The 15,822-nt window shown below is 47.0% G+C and carries 17 protein-coding genes and 1 pseudogene; 7 read left to right on the forward strand and 11 right to left on the reverse strand.

All coding sequences use genetic code 11. The annotated features are described in order from the left end of the window. Positions 1–92 precede the first annotated feature (92 nt). Together lepB and H2R00_RS09445 are read right to left on the reverse strand one after the other, a co-directional pair. Entirely contained in the window at positions 93–611 is a 519-nt protein-coding gene (gene lepB, locus H2R00_RS09440) for a signal peptidase I (RefSeq protein WP_043927308.1), read from the reverse strand. 12 nt (positions 612–623) lie between these two features. Continuing rightward, positions 624–1,235 carry a TVP38/TMEM64 family protein gene (locus tag H2R00_RS09445; RefSeq protein ID WP_043927307.1) on the reverse strand — a complete coding sequence of 204 codons (612 nt, stop codon included), beginning with the start codon at positions 1,233–1,235 and terminating at the stop codon, positions 624–626. A 206-nt stretch (positions 1,236–1,441) separates the two neighbouring features. Between H2R00_RS09445 and H2R00_RS09450 the strand changes: the two genes are divergently transcribed. Then, complete coding sequence (locus H2R00_RS09450) at positions 1,442–1,807, forward strand: YhjD family protein (RefSeq protein ID WP_152847534.1); 366 nt, start codon at positions 1,442–1,444, stop codon at positions 1,805–1,807. On the opposite strand, the gene H2R00_RS09455 is transcribed toward H2R00_RS09450, so the two are convergent. Continuing rightward, the gene (locus H2R00_RS09455; RefSeq protein ID WP_154999609.1) at positions 1,801–2,379 is read right to left on the reverse strand and encodes a competence protein ComK; all 579 of its coding nucleotides are present in this window, start codon (positions 2,377–2,379) and stop codon (positions 1,801–1,803) included. The two genes, H2R00_RS09450 and H2R00_RS09455, sit on opposite strands and share 7 nt — an antisense overlap. A gap of 272 nt (positions 2,380–2,651) precedes the next feature. Here H2R00_RS09455 and H2R00_RS09460 point away from each other — a divergent pair, with 272 nt between their 5' ends. After that, positions 2,652–2,885 carry an IDEAL domain-containing protein gene (locus H2R00_RS09460; RefSeq protein WP_003180353.1) on the forward strand — a complete coding sequence of 78 codons (234 nt, stop codon included), beginning with the start codon at positions 2,652–2,654 and terminating at the stop codon, positions 2,883–2,885. Between the two features lie 67 nt (positions 2,886–2,952). Here the strand turns inward: H2R00_RS09460 and H2R00_RS09465 are convergent, their stop codons facing one another. Then, positions 2,953–3,810 (reverse strand): SDR family oxidoreductase, encoded by an 858-nt coding sequence (locus H2R00_RS09465; RefSeq protein WP_043927304.1) that lies wholly within the window; start codon positions 3,808–3,810, stop codon positions 2,953–2,955. 119 nt (positions 3,811–3,929) lie between these two features. Between H2R00_RS09465 and H2R00_RS09470 the strand changes: the two genes are divergently transcribed. From H2R00_RS09470 to H2R00_RS09480, 4 genes and pseudogenes are all read left to right on the forward strand, one after another. Beyond that, positions 3,930–5,480, forward strand: a complete 1,551-nt coding sequence (locus tag H2R00_RS09470; protein ID WP_182070920.1) for an FAD-dependent oxidoreductase — start codon at positions 3,930–3,932, stop codon at positions 5,478–5,480. Positions 5,481–5,696: 216 nt separating this feature from the next. After that, positions 5,697–6,068: pseudogene (locus tag H2R00_RS21510) on the forward strand (protoglobin family protein); the annotation flags it as partial. A 9-nt stretch (positions 6,069–6,077) separates the two neighbouring features. Continuing rightward, positions 6,078–6,875, forward strand: a complete 798-nt coding sequence (locus H2R00_RS21515) for a methyl-accepting chemotaxis protein (protein ID WP_425321884.1) — start codon at positions 6,078–6,080, stop codon at positions 6,873–6,875. A 301-nt stretch (positions 6,876–7,176) separates the two neighbouring features. Further along, positions 7,177–7,749, forward strand: a complete 573-nt coding sequence (locus H2R00_RS09480) for a histidine phosphatase family protein (RefSeq protein WP_154999607.1) — start codon at positions 7,177–7,179, stop codon at positions 7,747–7,749. Positions 7,750–7,782: 33 nt separating this feature from the next. Here the strand turns inward: H2R00_RS09480 and H2R00_RS09485 are convergent, their stop codons facing one another. The 4 genes from H2R00_RS09485 to H2R00_RS09500 all read right to left on the reverse strand — a co-directional run bounded on the left by H2R00_RS09485 (position 7,783) and on the right by H2R00_RS09500 (position 11,892). Beyond that, positions 7,783–8,805 carry a FecCD family ABC transporter permease gene (locus tag H2R00_RS09485; protein WP_182071051.1) on the reverse strand — a complete coding sequence of 341 codons (1,023 nt, stop codon included), beginning with the start codon at positions 8,803–8,805 and terminating at the stop codon, positions 7,783–7,785. Next, on the reverse strand, positions 8,805–9,803 hold the full coding sequence (locus H2R00_RS09490) for a FecCD family ABC transporter permease (protein ID WP_182070921.1): 999 nt from the start codon (positions 9,801–9,803) through the stop codon (positions 8,805–8,807). Before H2R00_RS09490 ends, H2R00_RS09485 begins: the two co-directional genes overlap by 1 nt. 73 nt (positions 9,804–9,876) lie before the next feature. Next, a complete protein-coding gene (locus H2R00_RS09495) occupies positions 9,877–10,854 on the reverse strand; it encodes an ABC transporter substrate-binding protein (protein WP_182070922.1) in 978 nt (325 codons plus the stop codon). Between the two features lie 108 nt (positions 10,855–10,962). Next, positions 10,963–11,892, reverse strand: a complete 930-nt coding sequence (locus tag H2R00_RS09500; RefSeq protein WP_154998535.1) for a DMT family transporter — start codon at positions 11,890–11,892, stop codon at positions 10,963–10,965. 384 nt (positions 11,893–12,276) lie between these two features. Here H2R00_RS09500 and H2R00_RS09505 point away from each other — a divergent pair, with 384 nt between their 5' ends. Then, entirely contained in the window at positions 12,277–13,413 is a 1,137-nt protein-coding gene (locus H2R00_RS09505) for a S8 family peptidase (RefSeq protein ID WP_182071052.1), read from the forward strand. A 57-nt stretch (positions 13,414–13,470) separates the two neighbouring features. On the opposite strand, the gene H2R00_RS09510 is transcribed toward H2R00_RS09505, so the two are convergent. From H2R00_RS09510 to H2R00_RS09520, 3 genes are all read right to left on the reverse strand, one after another. After that, positions 13,471–14,727 carry a M48 family metallopeptidase gene (locus H2R00_RS09510; RefSeq protein ID WP_182070923.1) on the reverse strand — a complete coding sequence of 419 codons (1,257 nt, stop codon included), beginning with the start codon at positions 14,725–14,727 and terminating at the stop codon, positions 13,471–13,473. A gap of 71 nt (positions 14,728–14,798) precedes the next feature. After that, positions 14,799–15,110, reverse strand: coding sequence for an AzlD domain-containing protein (locus H2R00_RS09515; RefSeq protein WP_043927058.1), 312 nt, complete (start codon positions 15,108–15,110; stop codon positions 14,799–14,801). Next, complete coding sequence (locus H2R00_RS09520; RefSeq protein ID WP_011197726.1) at positions 15,103–15,819, reverse strand: AzlC family ABC transporter permease; 717 nt, start codon at positions 15,817–15,819, stop codon at positions 15,103–15,105. Before H2R00_RS09520 ends, H2R00_RS09515 begins: the two co-directional genes overlap by 8 nt. Positions 15,820–15,822: the final 3 nt, after the last annotated feature.

The raw sequence follows: 15,822 nt of genomic DNA on the forward strand, positions 1-15,822 counted from the left end.
GATGCTGTTGTACAAATTGACATTTTCGGACACGACATTTGTGAAATCGTATTCCTTTCGGTCGGCCGCTTACCTTTCGCCGTATTCTCCAATCACTTTTTATCAATTCTTTCTGTCACGATCCCAACGATGTCCCGTTCTGAAACAAAGCCGAAATGGCGGCTGTCAAAGCTGTGGATCCGGTTGTCCCCGAGGACGAAGTACTCGTTTTCGGGCACTTTCTCCTCTCCGGTCACTTCCTTCAGCGTAAAATCCCCTGTCAAGTCCCCTCCGGCAGTGACGGCCTTTAAGTCGTCCAGATAAGGCTCTTTGATCTTTTCTTCGTTGATATACAGCTGATCATCTTCATACCTGAGGGTTTCGCCCGGAAGCCCGATCACCCTTTTAATGAATATATCTTTGTCAGGTCCTTTAAACAGCACGATATCAAATCGGCTGATCGTTTTAAAGTGGTGGGCGAACCTGTTGATCAAAAGCTCGTTGCCCTCCTGAAAGGTCGGATTCATGCTGACGCCTTCTACTTTATATTCAATGAAAACGGCATTTTTGACCTGAATCCCGACGACGATGATAAGCAGTACCCCGGCTATGACCAAAAAACGCTTTTTCAATTCTGTGTCCCCCTAGTCTTTCTCTCTCTGGCTGAATCTCACGTTCAGACGATGTTCAACCCGTTTTCCGGCATACCATAAGATCAGCATGACGATGATCACGGCGGCTGTCCGCAAAGGCTGGGTAAAAAGCGCCTTCAGATCGTGACCGACAAAGCTCACCATAAAAATCATCACGAACTTGCCGCAAAGCACCGCCAGTGAAAAAGGCAGCAGGCTGACTCGCGAAAGTCCTGCCACAACATTTACCGCCGCCGAAGGCGTGAATGGAAAGCAAAGCAGGAGAAACAGCGGACCGAAGCCCCGTTTTTCCACCCAGATCATCAGTTTTTTTACGGATGGATGCCTGCGGATAAAACCGAGTGCTTTTTGCTGGCCGAAATGGCGGATAAAAAGAAAAACCGCTATAGAACCTAAAGATGCCCCAATCCACGTCAACAAGAACCCCTGCCATAAACCGAACGAATTTACATTGGCAACAACAAACACGAGCAGGGGTAAAAACGGGAGCAGCGCTTCAATAAACGGCAGCAGTACGGCTACAAAAGGACCAAAAGCCCTGTAGCTCTGAAAAAACTCTGTTAAATTCTCTTCTGTAAAATAGCTGAATAATTGCTCCAACATTGATTCTCCTCAGGGCGGTTGTCTACTTCTATTCTACACTTTAAATCAAAAACTTTAAATCATCCGTCTCGGTTGTTTCTGTATTAGTCTGAAACAACCTGATCATTTTAGTCATTTTTTCCCGTTCTTGATTAAAAGGCCGTATTTCGTGTAAAATAAAAACAGAACAAACGTTCCTGATCAAAAAAGAAATGAGGAGAAAAGCCATGACAAGAATTCCCGCCGAAGCCAGGGATATGATTGAAAAGGCGATTTACCTCCCGATGACCGTCAGCATATTAAACCGGGACATGAAAATCATCCAGCAGGGGCCGTTTAAGCTGAAAGACCCCTATCTGCGTCTGATCGAACAGGCGTTAAAGCTTGCCCAGCGCGATCTGTACGACGTAAAAAATGAACTGCGCCGGCGGAAAATCAAGGTGCATGAAGTGTCACGGGACGAAGCCTTTACGATGTATTCCTTTATATATGAGGGATACGAAGAAGAGCATAACTACTTTAATCCCCGCATCCGCAACCAGGTATCCGCGCTTCTTGAGCACTATTTATTCAAAGCCGCTCCAGATCAATAGCGCTTTTTCAGCTCCCTGAGGATGAATTCGTATATCAGCTCATTCCGGTCTTCTTTCGGATAGAGCATAAATTCCTGTTTCTTCTGCATGGCGTTTCCTTCAATCCGGTCGATAAATTTTGTTCTCAGCCATGCCGTTCGGTATACCTGGTTTTCGAAAGATGTGATGGATACAGGCAGCTCCAGCGTTTCCCCGTTGACAAAGGTGACAAACGTGTTGTCATACTTTGCCGCGCAAAACTCGTGAACATGCGCATGGGAAAGCCACCCGCACTGAGGACGAGTTGAGGAAAATGTAGGAAAAAGAAAAATGTTGTTTGAGTGATCCACCATGATCGGCGGTTTATGGGAAACTTTAATGACTTCATATGTGCCCGCTTTTCTTCCCGCATAGCTCGATCCGAAATAGCGGCAGCTTCTTTCGATGATCTGAAACGGCTTCATATTGACGAGGAAAGTCCTCTCGGTCTCAAGTATTTTTGAGGCGGGTTTCTCCCCCTCTCCCAGAGGCAGGACAGCCATTGTCGAACCGTTTACTTCATACGTATCTTTTGTCATATCCTCTGTGCTCATCATGATCCTCCTAATCGTTAGTAAATTTATACTATTAATCTAACATTATCCTTTACAAAACGACAGGATTTTTTTCAATTAATTTGAAAATATGTTTTTAAAATTCCATTTTTATGTTTTGTTCGATTAAATCCGTGTTTCTTTGTCCAAATATACAAACTTTTATTCTCATAAACACGCAGCTTCGAATAATTATCTAAAAATTATAAATACTTATTGATTTTTTGTTGCGTAATCCATATACTATAAAAAAGGCATCAGGGGGAATCTTTATGAAAGAGAAAAAGTCGTACGCTGAGCTCATGAAGTCCCGCAATACCCAAAAGGTTAAAGAACTTGATGTAACCATCACGGATATCTACATTCAAATGGTCCTTGATGAATCGCTTTTCAAACGGCGTTTACACACGCTGAGCAAGAAGATTAATGAAGCATTAGACAAAGGAGATAAGCAATCTTTCCTTGAGCTTTCAAGAGAATATACAGCGCTGAAAAAGCACGCATAACGGCCAATCCCTCCCGGATTGGCTTTCTTACGCGAAAAAAGCCGGCTGATAAATAGTCCCGGCTTTTTCATCCGTTTATAATCGTTCCGCCGTTGACATGGAGCACCTGGCCCGTCATGTAAGAAGAATCATCGCTGGCTAGAAACAGATAGCTCGGCGCCACTTCAGCAGGCTGCCCGGGCCGTTCCATCGGCGTTGTTGAACCGAATATTTCGACCTCTCTCTCCGTAAACGTCGACGGGATAAGCGGCGTCCAAATCGGACCCGGTGCCACCCCGTTCACACGGATGCCCTGATCGACGAGCGACAAAGCGAGCGAACGCGTAAATGATGTAATCGCTCCTTTTGTCGAAGAATAATCGATCAGCCTTTCATTGCCGGCATAAGCCGTAATCGAGGTCGTATTGATGATTGAGCTGCCTTTTTTCAAATGTGGCAGCACAGCTTTTGTCAAATAAAACATGGAAAAAATATTCGTCTGAAACGTTCGGATCAGCTGATGGCTCGTGATTTTTTCGATTCCCTTTTGCGGATGCTGTTCAGCCGCATTATTGACGAGAATATCGATCGTTGGGAATGCTTCCTTTGCCTGGCGCACCACATCGTTGCAAAAAGCCTCGTCCCCGATGTCCCCTGCAATCAGCTTGCATCCGACGCCTTCTTTTTCCACATACCCCTTTGTTTCTTCTGCATCGCGGTGTTCATTTAAGTAAACGATGACAACGTTCGCGCCTTCCTTCGCAAACAAAACGGACACGGCACGGCCGATTCCGCTGTCTCCTCCCGTAATAATCGCGGTTTTCCCAGCCAGTTTTCGCTCTCGTTTCGGCCGGTCGAAAACGGGCCGGGGATCCATCAAATACTCCAATCCGGGACGCTGTGTTTGGTGCTGGGGAGGCAGTACTTTCTTCGGCTGCTTGCTCAAAACCATTCCTCCTTCACATCGATTCAACCTTACTATTTTATGAAAACGCCCCTTTTTTATGACAAGCCGCTTCACATGCATGAATATTTCTCAATTGGGAAAATTTAAGAACAAAACGGATGCATGATGGAGGGAACCTTGTGAGCAATCAAGAACAAAAACTGCCGGATTCGCCTGAATCGTATTGGAGAAACAGTACAGACCTTCCTTCGTTCGAGGAACTGTCTGAAGATGTCAAAACAGATGTCGCCATCATCGGCGGCGGCATGACCGGACTGACAACGGCTTATTTGCTGACGAAAAAAGGCTACAGCGTCGTCTTGATCGAATCCGGACGGATACTCGACGGAACAACCGGCTATACGACAGCCAAAATCACCGCGCAGCACGATCTGATCTATGACGAACTGATCCAGCATATCGGGATGCCGAATGCAAGACTGTATTATGAAGCAAATCTCAAGGCGCTGTCCTTTATCAAAAACCTCGTGCTTGAGCAAAAGATACCGTGCGATTTTGAAGAACAGGACGCGTGCATTTACACAACTGAAGAACAATCGGTCCAAAAAATCAGAAAGGAATATGAAGCATACCAAAAGCTCGGGATTGACAGGGAATTCATCAAAGATCTCCCCGTCCCAATCGATGTAAAAGCAGGACTCGTCATGAAAAACCAGGCCCAGTTTCATCCGCTGCACTATTTGAAATACCTTGCAGAGGCCGTCCGGGAAGCCGGCGGAAAAATATACGAAAACACGGCGGCTAAGGAAATCAAAGAAGGCGATCGGCCGAAAGTGCTGACAAGAAGCGGGCATCAAATCTTCAGCGATTATGTTGCGTGCTGCACGCACTTTCCGTTTCATGATAAAAAAGGATTCTATTTTGCAAGGCTTGAGCCGAGCCGATCATACGTGCTCGCCGTCAAGCCGAAAACGCCGTATCCCGGCGGGATGTACTTAAGTATTGACCAGCCTTCTCGCTCGCTTCGCTCGGTGACGATCGACGGAGAAAAAATGGTTCTTGTCGGCGGTGAAAGCCACAAAACCGGCCAGGGCGAAGATACAATCAAGCATTATCAGGCGCTTGAATCATTTGCAGAAGGCGTGCTCGGCGTTGAATCGATCCCTTATCGCTGGTCAGCGCAAGATTTAATCACGCTTGACAAAATTCCGTATATCGGGCCGATCTATCCGAAAGAAAAGCGCATTCTCGTCGCCACCGGATTCCGGAAATGGGGCATGACAACGAGCACGCTCGCCGCGCAGTTGATGACAGACCATATTACAGGCGAGGACAATCCTTATCAAGCCGTCTTTCAACCGGCCCGTTTCCACCCGGATCCAAGCATCAAAAAAGCGATTTCCTATAATGCGGATGTTGCAAAACACTTTGCCGAAGGAAAACTCGAGCAGCCGATCAGGAAGCCGGAAAACCTTGTCAACGGAGAAGGCGCGGTCGTGTCGCATGCCGGAAAACGGGCGGGCGCTTATCGCGATGAAAAAGGCGAGCTTCATCTGGTTGACACAACATGCACCCATATGGGCTGCGAAGTCGAGTGGAATGACGGGGAAAAGACATGGGACTGTCCGTGCCACGGATCAAGGTTTTCGATCGACGGCGATGTCATCGAGGGTCCTGCCGTAGAACCTCTTAAAGATCCGGAAAGCTGAGGTGTCCAAGTTAAAAAGTAATGAAAAATTGCCGATAAAAAGATAAATGCTGGAAATTTTAAAAAACGGCAGTTTTATCATTAACGATTACAGGGGGATACGATCGTGTTATTCAAAAAGGATAGAAAGACAGAACGATCATTTTTGGCTGAAGAAAGCCCTGAAACAAAAAGAATCAGGCTCAATCAGCACGCAGAATTTAAAAAACAGCTGGCAATGGTCGATTTGACGGATGAGGATCTTTGGGTGCTGAGCAGGCTGAAGCCTTTAGTCACTGAACATATCGAAACCATCGTCACCCGGTTTTACAAAAACCTTGAGCATGAAAGATCTCTCATGGAGATCATACATGACAACAGCTCGGTCGACCGTCTCAAAAAGACATTGACGATCCACATCCAGGAAATGTTTTCAGGCGTCATCGACGAAGCCTTTTTAGAAAAAAGAATCCGGATCGCCCACGTTCATCTTCGCATCGGACTGTTGCCAAAGTGGTATCTGGGGGCATTTCAAGATCTCCTTCTTTCCATGCTGACAATCTTTGAAAACGCCTTATCCGATGAGGAATACAGGCGGTCTGTCAAAGCCGTCACCAAAATTCTCAACATCGAACAGCAGATCGTCCTGGAGGCCTTTGAAGACGAACACGCGAGGCTCCGCAGACTTGATGAAGAAAGCAAAAATGAACTTCACAGGCAAATTAAAGATACTTCCGGTTCTTTGGCCGCTATATTTGCCGAAACGACGGGCGCCGTACAGGAATTGGTCGACAAATCTTCCGAGATCGCCGAAACGTCAAGAGCCGGAACGAAGACAGCCGTGTCTGTCGAACAAAAATCGATCGGCGGAAAAAAGGAGCTTGAGGAGCAGGAACAGCAGCTGAATCAAATGGGAAGCAGCATGACGCAAATCGAGCAGGAAATTAAAAAGCTGGAAGAAATCGCGCTGCAGATCGAAAAGATTTTCGGGATCGTAACAGGCATTGCCGAACAGACGAATTTGCTTTCGCTCAACGCCTCGATCGAATCGGCAAGGGCAGGAGAGCACGGCAAAGGTTTCGCAGTTGTCGCAAACGAAGTCAGAAAGCTGTCCGATGATACGAAAAAAACCGTTTCCACCGTATCAGAGCTCGTCAATAACACAAACGCGCAAATCTCGATCGTCACGAAGCATATTACAGATGTAAACCAGCTCGTGAACGAAAGCAAAGACAAGATGTCGGAGATCAATCATCTATTCGATGATATCGTCTCCAATATGAAAACGAGCAAAGAGCAAAGCGGCCGAATCGAAGGCGACCTGCAGTCGTTTTTAAGCGGCCTTCAAGATGTCAATGCTGCCGTCTCACAAGTCGCAGTTTCAGTCGATTCTCTCGTAGAGCTGACAAAAAAATGAGGCGTTACCCTACACAGGTCAATTCATGACCTGTGTATTTTTCTTTCGCATCCTTTTGCAACCTGATTCTATTACGTTATTTGAAAGTCTGCTATGCCAAAGATATGATTGATATTCGCAGCATCTTGGCCACGCTCAGCGATGTCTGCAGATCCGCAAAATCGGCGCTGCGCTCCTGTTTGAAAAAATCGTGTAAATGTTGTTCTGTGCCAGTCATATTTCGTGGTTCTGTTTTTTAAATTTAGTATAATGGCCATATCACCGAAATGTGCACCCCTAGTTTGAAAGGAGACTTTTTAGCATGACTGCGATTTGTTTGATCCGGCACGGCGAGACAGACTGGAATGCTTTAGGAAAACTGCAGGGAAGAACTGATATCCCTTTAAATGAAACGGGTAAAAAACAAGCAAAAGAAACCGGGGCGTTTTTGAAAGGGTCTGACTGGGACGTCATCATTACAAGCCCTTTAAGAAGAGCGAAAGAAACCGCTGAAATCATCAATCAATACTTGGGACTTGAAATCATCGAAATGGAAGATTTCATCGAAAGGAATTACGGAGATGCAGAAGGAATGCCATTCGAAGAAAGAACGAGGCTCTATCCCGATAAAGAATATCCGAATCAGGAATCAAAAGAAGCACTTGCCGAACGGCTGATGGCCGGCGTTCAAAAGGTCAGCGATCGGTATCCGGACAAAAAAGTGCTGATCGTCGCACACGGAGCCGCGATACACGCGCTTCTGTCAAAAATCTCAAACGGCGACATCAACCTGGAAAACACGAAGCTCGTCAATGCCTGCCTGAGCAACATCAAATTTCACGAAAATAAATGGCATGTGAAGGATTACAATCTTTCACACCATTTGTCAGATTAAAAAAAAGACGGCATCAAGCATGCCGTCTTTTTTTTATGCTCTCCCCCGCTTCGCTTCGCGGCGCAGCAAATAAATAAAATACGGACCGCCGATAACGGCTGCGATCAATCCAGCCGGTATTTCAAGCGGCGGAACAAGGCCTCTTCCAGCGGCATCGGCTATCAAGAGGACGATGCCGCCGACGAGAGCTGAAACGGGAATCAAAATCCTCGTTTCAGCACCTGCCAGTTTTCTTGCGATATGGGGCGCCATCAGCCCGATAAAGCCGATTGTTCCCACGGCGGTCACAGCCGCAGCTGTCAGCAGGACCGCACCGGCAAGCAGCAGAAACCGTGTTCTTTCAAGCCGGATGCCGAGGCCGACGGCAATCCCGTCCCCTGATTTGATGATATCGAGCGGTTTTGCCGCAAACCATATCGGAGGGATTACAAGACAGCACCATATGAAAAGAGACAGAACATCATCCCAGCCTCTCCCCCACAGACTTCCGTTCAGCCAAATTAATGCATTGTTGACATTCGGGCTCCCCCTTGAGATGAATAGCTGAATGCCCGAATGGCAGAAAGCATTGACCGCTATCCCGACGAGCGCCAGCCGCACAGGAGAGATCCCATTTCGATAAGCCAATAAATAGACGAGGCTCGCAGCCAAAACGCTTCCTGAAAAGGCGGCGCCTGTCAGCAGCAGCGAACTTTGCTGTGAAAACAAGACCGTAACGATCACAGCGCCCAATCCCGCTCCTCCTGTAATCCCAAGCGTGTCCGGTGCAGCCAGCGGATTTTTCATCAGCGATTGGGCGACCACACCTGCGATTGAAAGCGCCCCTCCGGCAAGCACAGCGAGGAGGATTCGCGGCATGCGAAATTCCATCACTAAAAAGCGGACTCCCGCATCCCCTTGCCCTGCCAGCGATTTCATTACGTCCCACAGTCCGATGTTTTCATCGCCGATCGCCAAATTGAGCACAATGAGCACGAACAAACAGGCAAATAGCGCACAGAGAACTACCGCCGATTGTCTGCGCCGTCTTTTCGTTTTTCTTGCCGTATTGTTCATCATGCCGCCCCCTTTTTCCGTCTTCTCGCCAAATAGATAAAAAACGGCGACCCGATCATTGCCGTGACAACTCCGACCGGCGTTTGGTACGGAAAATATACGAAGCGGGACAGAAGATCAGCAATCAGCAAAAGAACGGCTCCAAGCAATGCCGAATACGGAATCACTACCCGGTAGTCAGCCCCCATGAGATAACGGATCATATGAGGAACCATCAATCCGATGAAACCAATCGGTCCGGCAGCAGAAACGGATGCTCCCGCCAGCGCGACAACAGTGAAGGCGATTAACAATCTGCTGAGCCATACGTTTTGTCCCAACCCATGAGAAACATCATCTCCGAGACTCATGACGGACGCCGCCCTTCCTAAGGCCAAAGCCGTCAACAAACCCGCAATGCTTACCGGAATCAATAAATGAAGCTTATCCCACGAGCTCCCCGCTAAAGAACCGGAAAGCCAAAACAATAACGTTTCCGTCGACTCTTCATGAAAAATGAGCAACATTTGCGTCATCGAAGCCATGATCGCCTGAATGACGACACCGATCAAGGCAAAGCTGATATCCCTGTCGTGTTCGCTGAATACTGAGGCAACCGCGTACACGACCAGCGCGGCCGCGGCACCACCGGCAAAAGCGGCTCCCATCGCGATCTGGGGAACAGCAAGCGCAGGAAACATCACCGTCAAACATACGACAGCAAGAGAGGCCCCTGCATTGATGCCGAAGATGCTCGGAGATGCGAGCGCATTTCTTGTCACCGCCTGCATCAGTGCGCCCGCGGCTCCTAGATTCGCTCCGATTAATGCGGCGGCCAAGGCGCGCGGAATTCGGATGGCCTGAATAATCGCGTGCAATTTTGAACCGTCGTACGCAAACACAGCTGCCCAAATGTCGGACAGTGCAATCGTTGACGAACCGATTGAAACAGAAAGCGCAAAACTCGCGAGCAAAAGAAAAACAAAAATGAGCGGTGCAAAACGTTTCACATATATCAAACAGGTCACTCCTTTAGAAAAAAACAAGCGCATGCTTTTATAAAAAGCATGCGTCATCCCGTCCAACAAGCTCCTAAGATTTCTTTTGATCCTCAGACAGAAGATGCTGACCGATATCATTCATCAGCGCATCTGCTCCGTCAATACTGCGTCGGAGCGACCAGGCAAATCTGTCGGCTTCATAAACCTTGCCGTTTTTGACTGCGCTAAGCTTTTTCCAAAGAGGGTCTTTTTCGATCGGTCTTTTCCCGTCTTCATCGACTTTATCCTTTTCTCCCGTCATCAGGACTATCATGTCGGGGTCTTTCTCAAGCAGCTGTTCGAGCGTCATTTTAATATTGACGGATTCACCGTTTTCGCCATCGCCTTTGCTGCTGTCTCCGACACCGTACGTATAGCCGATATTCGTCAGAAGCTGAGACGTGAAAAAGTTTTCGTCGCGCACGGTGATTTCATCATTTGTGTTTCCGAGCAGAAGAATGCTCTGTTTCCGGTTGCCGAATTTCTGTTTCAATTCATTCAGCTTTTGTTTATGTTCAGCCAACTTTTTCTCCATTGCGCTTTCTTTGCCGACGGCTTTCGCAATCGTAAGAGACGCATCAAGAGTGTCCTGATAATCGGCATTCAAGTTTTTCAGCGCGATTGTCGGCGCAATTTTTGACAGCTTATCATAGACGCCGCTATGCCTGCTCGAATCGGCAATAATTAAGTCGGGCTTTAACAAAGCAATTTTTTCAAAACTTGGCTGGGCGCGCGAACCGACTGAAGTATACCCTTTGATTTCTTCTCTGACCTTCTCGTTAATAAACTTAGGTTTGCCGTCGTCCGCAATTCCGACAGGCTTAATGCCCGCATCAAGGAGCGCATCAATAAAACCCAATTCAAGGACCACAACTTTTTTTGGATTATTCCGGACTTTCATTTCTCCAAGATCATGCTTAACTGTCACAGAATCCTGACCGGAAGTTTTCGTACTCTCGCTTCCCCCAGAGCAGGCTGTCATCACTGATATCATCAATAGGAATAAAATAGCAAAATATTTGGGCTTCATATGTATCTCCTTTTCTGGTAGTAGACGAAATTATTATAGCAACACTTCATATCAATGACAACGATAATCATTATCATTATAAAAAAGAAAGGAGCCTCTCCCTCCTTTCTACACCCGTTCATTCACAGAATCCTCCGCTTTGCTTTCCCTGCTGAGGGAAAGGATGATGACCGTGATAATCACCATCACCGTACCGGCACCTTGAAAGGCATTGAACGGCACATCCAGCCAGACCGCCGACGACAGAACGGCCGCAAGCGGTTCGGCGCAACTCAGGCAGCTCGTTTCTTTAGCAGAAAGATAAGAGAGGCTGCCGATGTATAGTGCAAACGCCAAAGCTGTGCCGCACAATACAACAAATAGAATGGCTGCCGCCTCCTCTGCCCCAATGTGCGAAAGGTCAAACCGAAACGGCGGAAACAAAAAAGAAATTCCGGCTCCTCCGATCAGCATGCCCCATCCCGTAACCGTCAAAGCACCGAACGATTGAATTAAACCTCCTGCAAAAACCGTATAGAAAGCAAGCGCACCACCGGATAAAATGCCCCAAACGGCGGCCTGGGACGGAATATACAAACTATCCGGCCTTCCGCCTGTCAAAAGAAGAAACACGCCGGAGAGCGCCAATAAAGTAAGCACGGCATCTTTCCATTTAGGCGGAAGTTCTTTTTTAACATATAGGTAAAGCAATACGAAAAAAGGCGCTAAGTATTGAAGAATTGCAGCAGCAGCGGCATTTCCCTTTTCGATTGAGGCAAAAAACGTATATTGGACGGCAAGCATTCCAAAAATGGAAAATACCAAAATTGAACAAATATCTGTTTTTTTCTTCCATACCCGACACGCATGTTGAAAACCGTTTTTCATTGAAACATATAACAAGAGAATGACTCCCGACGCCAGAAGCCTGACGGAGACAAGCGAGCCGGCGTCAGCCGCTCCCCTTTCGAATACATACTGTGCAGCGCTTCCCGACAATCCCCACAACGAAGCCCCTGCCAGCACCATCAATACGCCTTTCACATGACCTGATTTCATATCTTTCACCCATTTCTGTATGCGATATATTGCATATTTTAATAGATGATCGACAAGGCCGCAACCTCCTTCACCAAAATATTATGTTATAAAATAAACGAATAGTATTTTCATAAAATGAATCAGGTGAATCAATCTCCTGTCATTCGCGAACTCCGGGACATCTTTCCCTGCCAGAATGAAGCGGTCTATTCATACTTTTGGACTGAATATTTTTCTAAAACAGTTATTAATAACCAATAAATTTTAAATTGGTCCTTCAAAAAAATAGGTCTACCATATAATTCATTTTTCTTCTATAATAAATTAACAGAATAATTCGAATAGATTATATTATCCATCTATTTCAATTATTCTGAATTAAATGGAGGAGAGTGAGTAATGATGAGGAAAAAGAGTTTTTGGCTTGGGATGCTGACGGCCCTAATGCTCGTGTTCACGATGGCCTTCAGCGATTCGGCTTCTGCTGCTCAGCCGGCGAAAAATGTAGAAAAGGACTATATTGTCGGATTTAAGTCAGGGGTAAAAACCACATCCGTCAAAAAGGACATCATCAAAGAGAGCGGCGGAAAAGTGGACAAGCAGTTTAGAATCATCAACGCGGCAAAAGCGAAGCTAGACAAAGAAGCGCTTGAGGAAGTCAAAAATGATCCGGATGTCGCTTATGTGGAAGAGGATCACGTAGCTCATGCTTTGGCGCAAACCGTTCCTTACGGCATTCCTCTCATTAAAGCAGACAAAGTGCAGGCTCAAGGCTACAAGGGAGCGAACGTAAAAGTCGCCGTCCTGGATACAGGAATCCAAGCTTCTCATCCGGACTTAAACGTAGTCGGCGGAGCAAGCTTTGTAGCTGGCGAAGCTTATAACACCGACGGCAACGGACACGGCACGCATGTTGCCGGTACAGTAGCTGCGCTTGACAATACAACGGGTGTATTAGGCGTTGCGCCGAGCGTATCCTTGTACGCGGTTAAAGTGCTGAATTCAAGCGGAAACGGATCATACAGCGGCATTGTAAGCGGAATCGAGTGGGCGACGACAAACGGCATGGATGTTATCAACATGAGCCTTGGAGGACCATTAGGCTCAACAGCGATGAAACAGGCGGTCGACAATGCATATGCAAGAGGGGTTGTCGTTGTAGCGGCTGCTGGGAACAGCGGATCTTCAGGAAACACGAATACAATCGGCTATCCTGCGAAATACGACTCTGTCATCGCAGTTGGTGCGGTAGACTCTAACAGCAACAGAGCTTCATTTTCCAGCGTCGGAGCAGAGCTTGAAGTCATGGCTCCTGGCGCAGGCGTGTACAGCACTTACCCAACCAGCACTTATGCAACATTGAACGGAACGTCAATGGCTTCTCCTCATGTAGCGGGAGCAGCAGCTTTGATCTTGTCAAAACATCCGAACCTTTCAGCTTCACAAGTCCGCAACCGTCTCTCCAGTACGGCGACTTATTTGGGAAGCTCTTTCTACTATGGAAAAGGTCTGATCAATGTCGAAGCTGCCGCTCAATAACATATTCTAACAAATGGCATATAGAAAAAGCTAGTGTTTTTAGCACTAGCTTTTTCTTCATTCAGTTGAAGACTGTTCAATATTTTGAATCCGTTCCATTATGGTCGGATGGCCGTATTTAAAAATCTTGACGAGAAACGGCGGGTTCGCCTCGCTCAACCCGGCTTTTGAGAGCTCTTGAAAAGTCGCAACCGCTGCATCGCTGTTGTTCGTCAGTTCAATCGCATACTGGTCAGCGGCATTTTCCTGATGCCTCGAAACTGCGTTTGTAAATGGAGAAGACGCGAAAGAGATGACCCCCATCAGCATCAGGAGAAGCGGAAGTGCGGCAAGATCGGATTTTCCCGCAATGTGAAGACTTTTTCCATAGCGGCCGATGATCCGCTTGTACAGCTTGTCGATCACATAAAAGACGGCAAGGGATAATAGCAGGTACCCGCCGAGTCCTATGTAAACATGCTTCATCACATAGTGCCCCATTTCGTGCGCCATAATGAATAAAATTTCCGGTTCATCCAGCTTGTTCAGCGTGGTATCCCAGAGCACAATCCTTTTATTGGCGCCGATCCCTGTCACATAAGCATTTAACGCATTCGTTTTTTCAGACATGTTCACTTCATAGACGTGATTCGCAGGAATATCCGCCTGATCGGCCAGCTTCAGAATGCTTTGTTCGAGCTCTTTATTTTTCAGCGGATAAAAGTCATTGTATAAAGGATCGATGACAACCGGCTGAAGGAAAAATAAAAACAGTGTAACCGGAACCGTCAGGCACCAGGCATAAAACCACCAGCGTTTTTCATGCTTTTTGATCAAATAGTAAAAGACGATCACCGCCGCAGCCGTTATCGGAAAGCTGATCCAGAAGTCGATCACCTGGTCTTTGATCCAGCTTGCGGTTGTCTGCGTTGATATGCCGTAGTCAAGCGAATATTGATAGCTGATCCAGTCAAGCGGTACAGAAACGATCGTGACGATCAGAAACAAAGCAAAAACATATGCCGTTATTTGAATCGTTCTCCGTTTTGACGTCTGCTCCGCCCAATTCTTCATTTTCTTCGATAAACCGGCAATCAACAATATAAAAAATAAGAACCACTCAAACGGAATCCGAATAAAAAACAGAAAGTCCTTTATTTTCGAGTACTCTTCCGTCAGCATGAGTTCCCTTTCGTTCATAAATGTCGCCGGGTCTGCGCTTGTCCCTTTCAGCGCCTCGGGAACGGAGGGTTCACCGGCCATAAAGAGATACCAATAGAAAAAAAGGCCGTACAGCACATACAGGAGACCGGCTCCCGCGATCCATTTCCGCATGGCGAATCACTTCCTCTCACATAGCAGTTACTTCTATTGTAAGCTTTTCCTGCGAAAGTTAGAACCAAGCCTTACAATGAGAGCAAGAGGCCGGCACCTGCGAGCGTCAAAATCGTCCCCATCACGACGACTATGACGCTTGCTCCAAAATAGGAAAATAAAAATGCGATAAGAGCGCCGGCAAGTCCGTAGAGCATACCGCTTTGCACCGAAAAAATTCCCGGAAAAATGAGAGCGCCTAAAACGGCGTACGGCACATTTTTCAGCACGCGCTCCAAAAATCCGGGAAGCTTCAGGCTTTCAAAAGCAATGAGCGGCACCATCCGCGGTATATATGTAACGGCAGCCATGCCGATAATCATCCAGATGATCGGACTAAACATAGTTTCTCTTCCCCTCTGTTCTAAATTGGTACAGCCATTCGATCAGGATGGCGGATAAAAGCGTAGCACAGACGATCGACCATCCTGCCGACAACATTCCGTTCATTTGGAAAACCGTATTGAATAGAGCGGCAGCTCCCGCCAGCAGCAGGACTTTACGCTGTTTTTTCAAAGGCGGCACCAACAATCCGATAAACATAGCATAAAGGGCGATGCTCATGCTTTCCTGGAGAACAGCCGGCATGGCAGCCCCTGCAAAATGCCCGGCCGCACTCCAAAAAACCCAGCTTACATATCCGATCGAACCGAGGCCGATCATATATCCGGTCGTCAGCTTTTCCTTCCTTAAAGCAGCGACAGCAAACGATTCATCTGTCACCGCGAAAAATGAGTAAAACGCTTTTTTCCAAGGTGAATCTTTTTCTACCAATTGATTCAAAGTCGCTGAAAATAAAAAATGTCTGATGTTCACAATGAACGTCGTCATAACGATTTCGATAATTCCTGTCTGAACGGCGAGCATGCTTAAAGACATATACTGGGACGCTCCTCCGAAAACAAGGGCGCTCATCAAAAACGTTTCAAAAAGCGACAGCCCCGTTGTTTTTGCTAAAAGTCCGAATGTCAAAGCGACCGGGATGTAGCCGACGGCCAGGGAAACCCCTGAACGAAGCCCGTCTAGAAAGTTGAGTGAATCCTGCTTTTCCATCTT

The sequence above is a fragment of the Bacillus haynesii genome, from assembly GCF_014042035.1.
Taxonomy (GTDB): domain Bacteria; phylum Bacillota; class Bacilli; order Bacillales; family Bacillaceae; genus Bacillus; species Bacillus haynesii.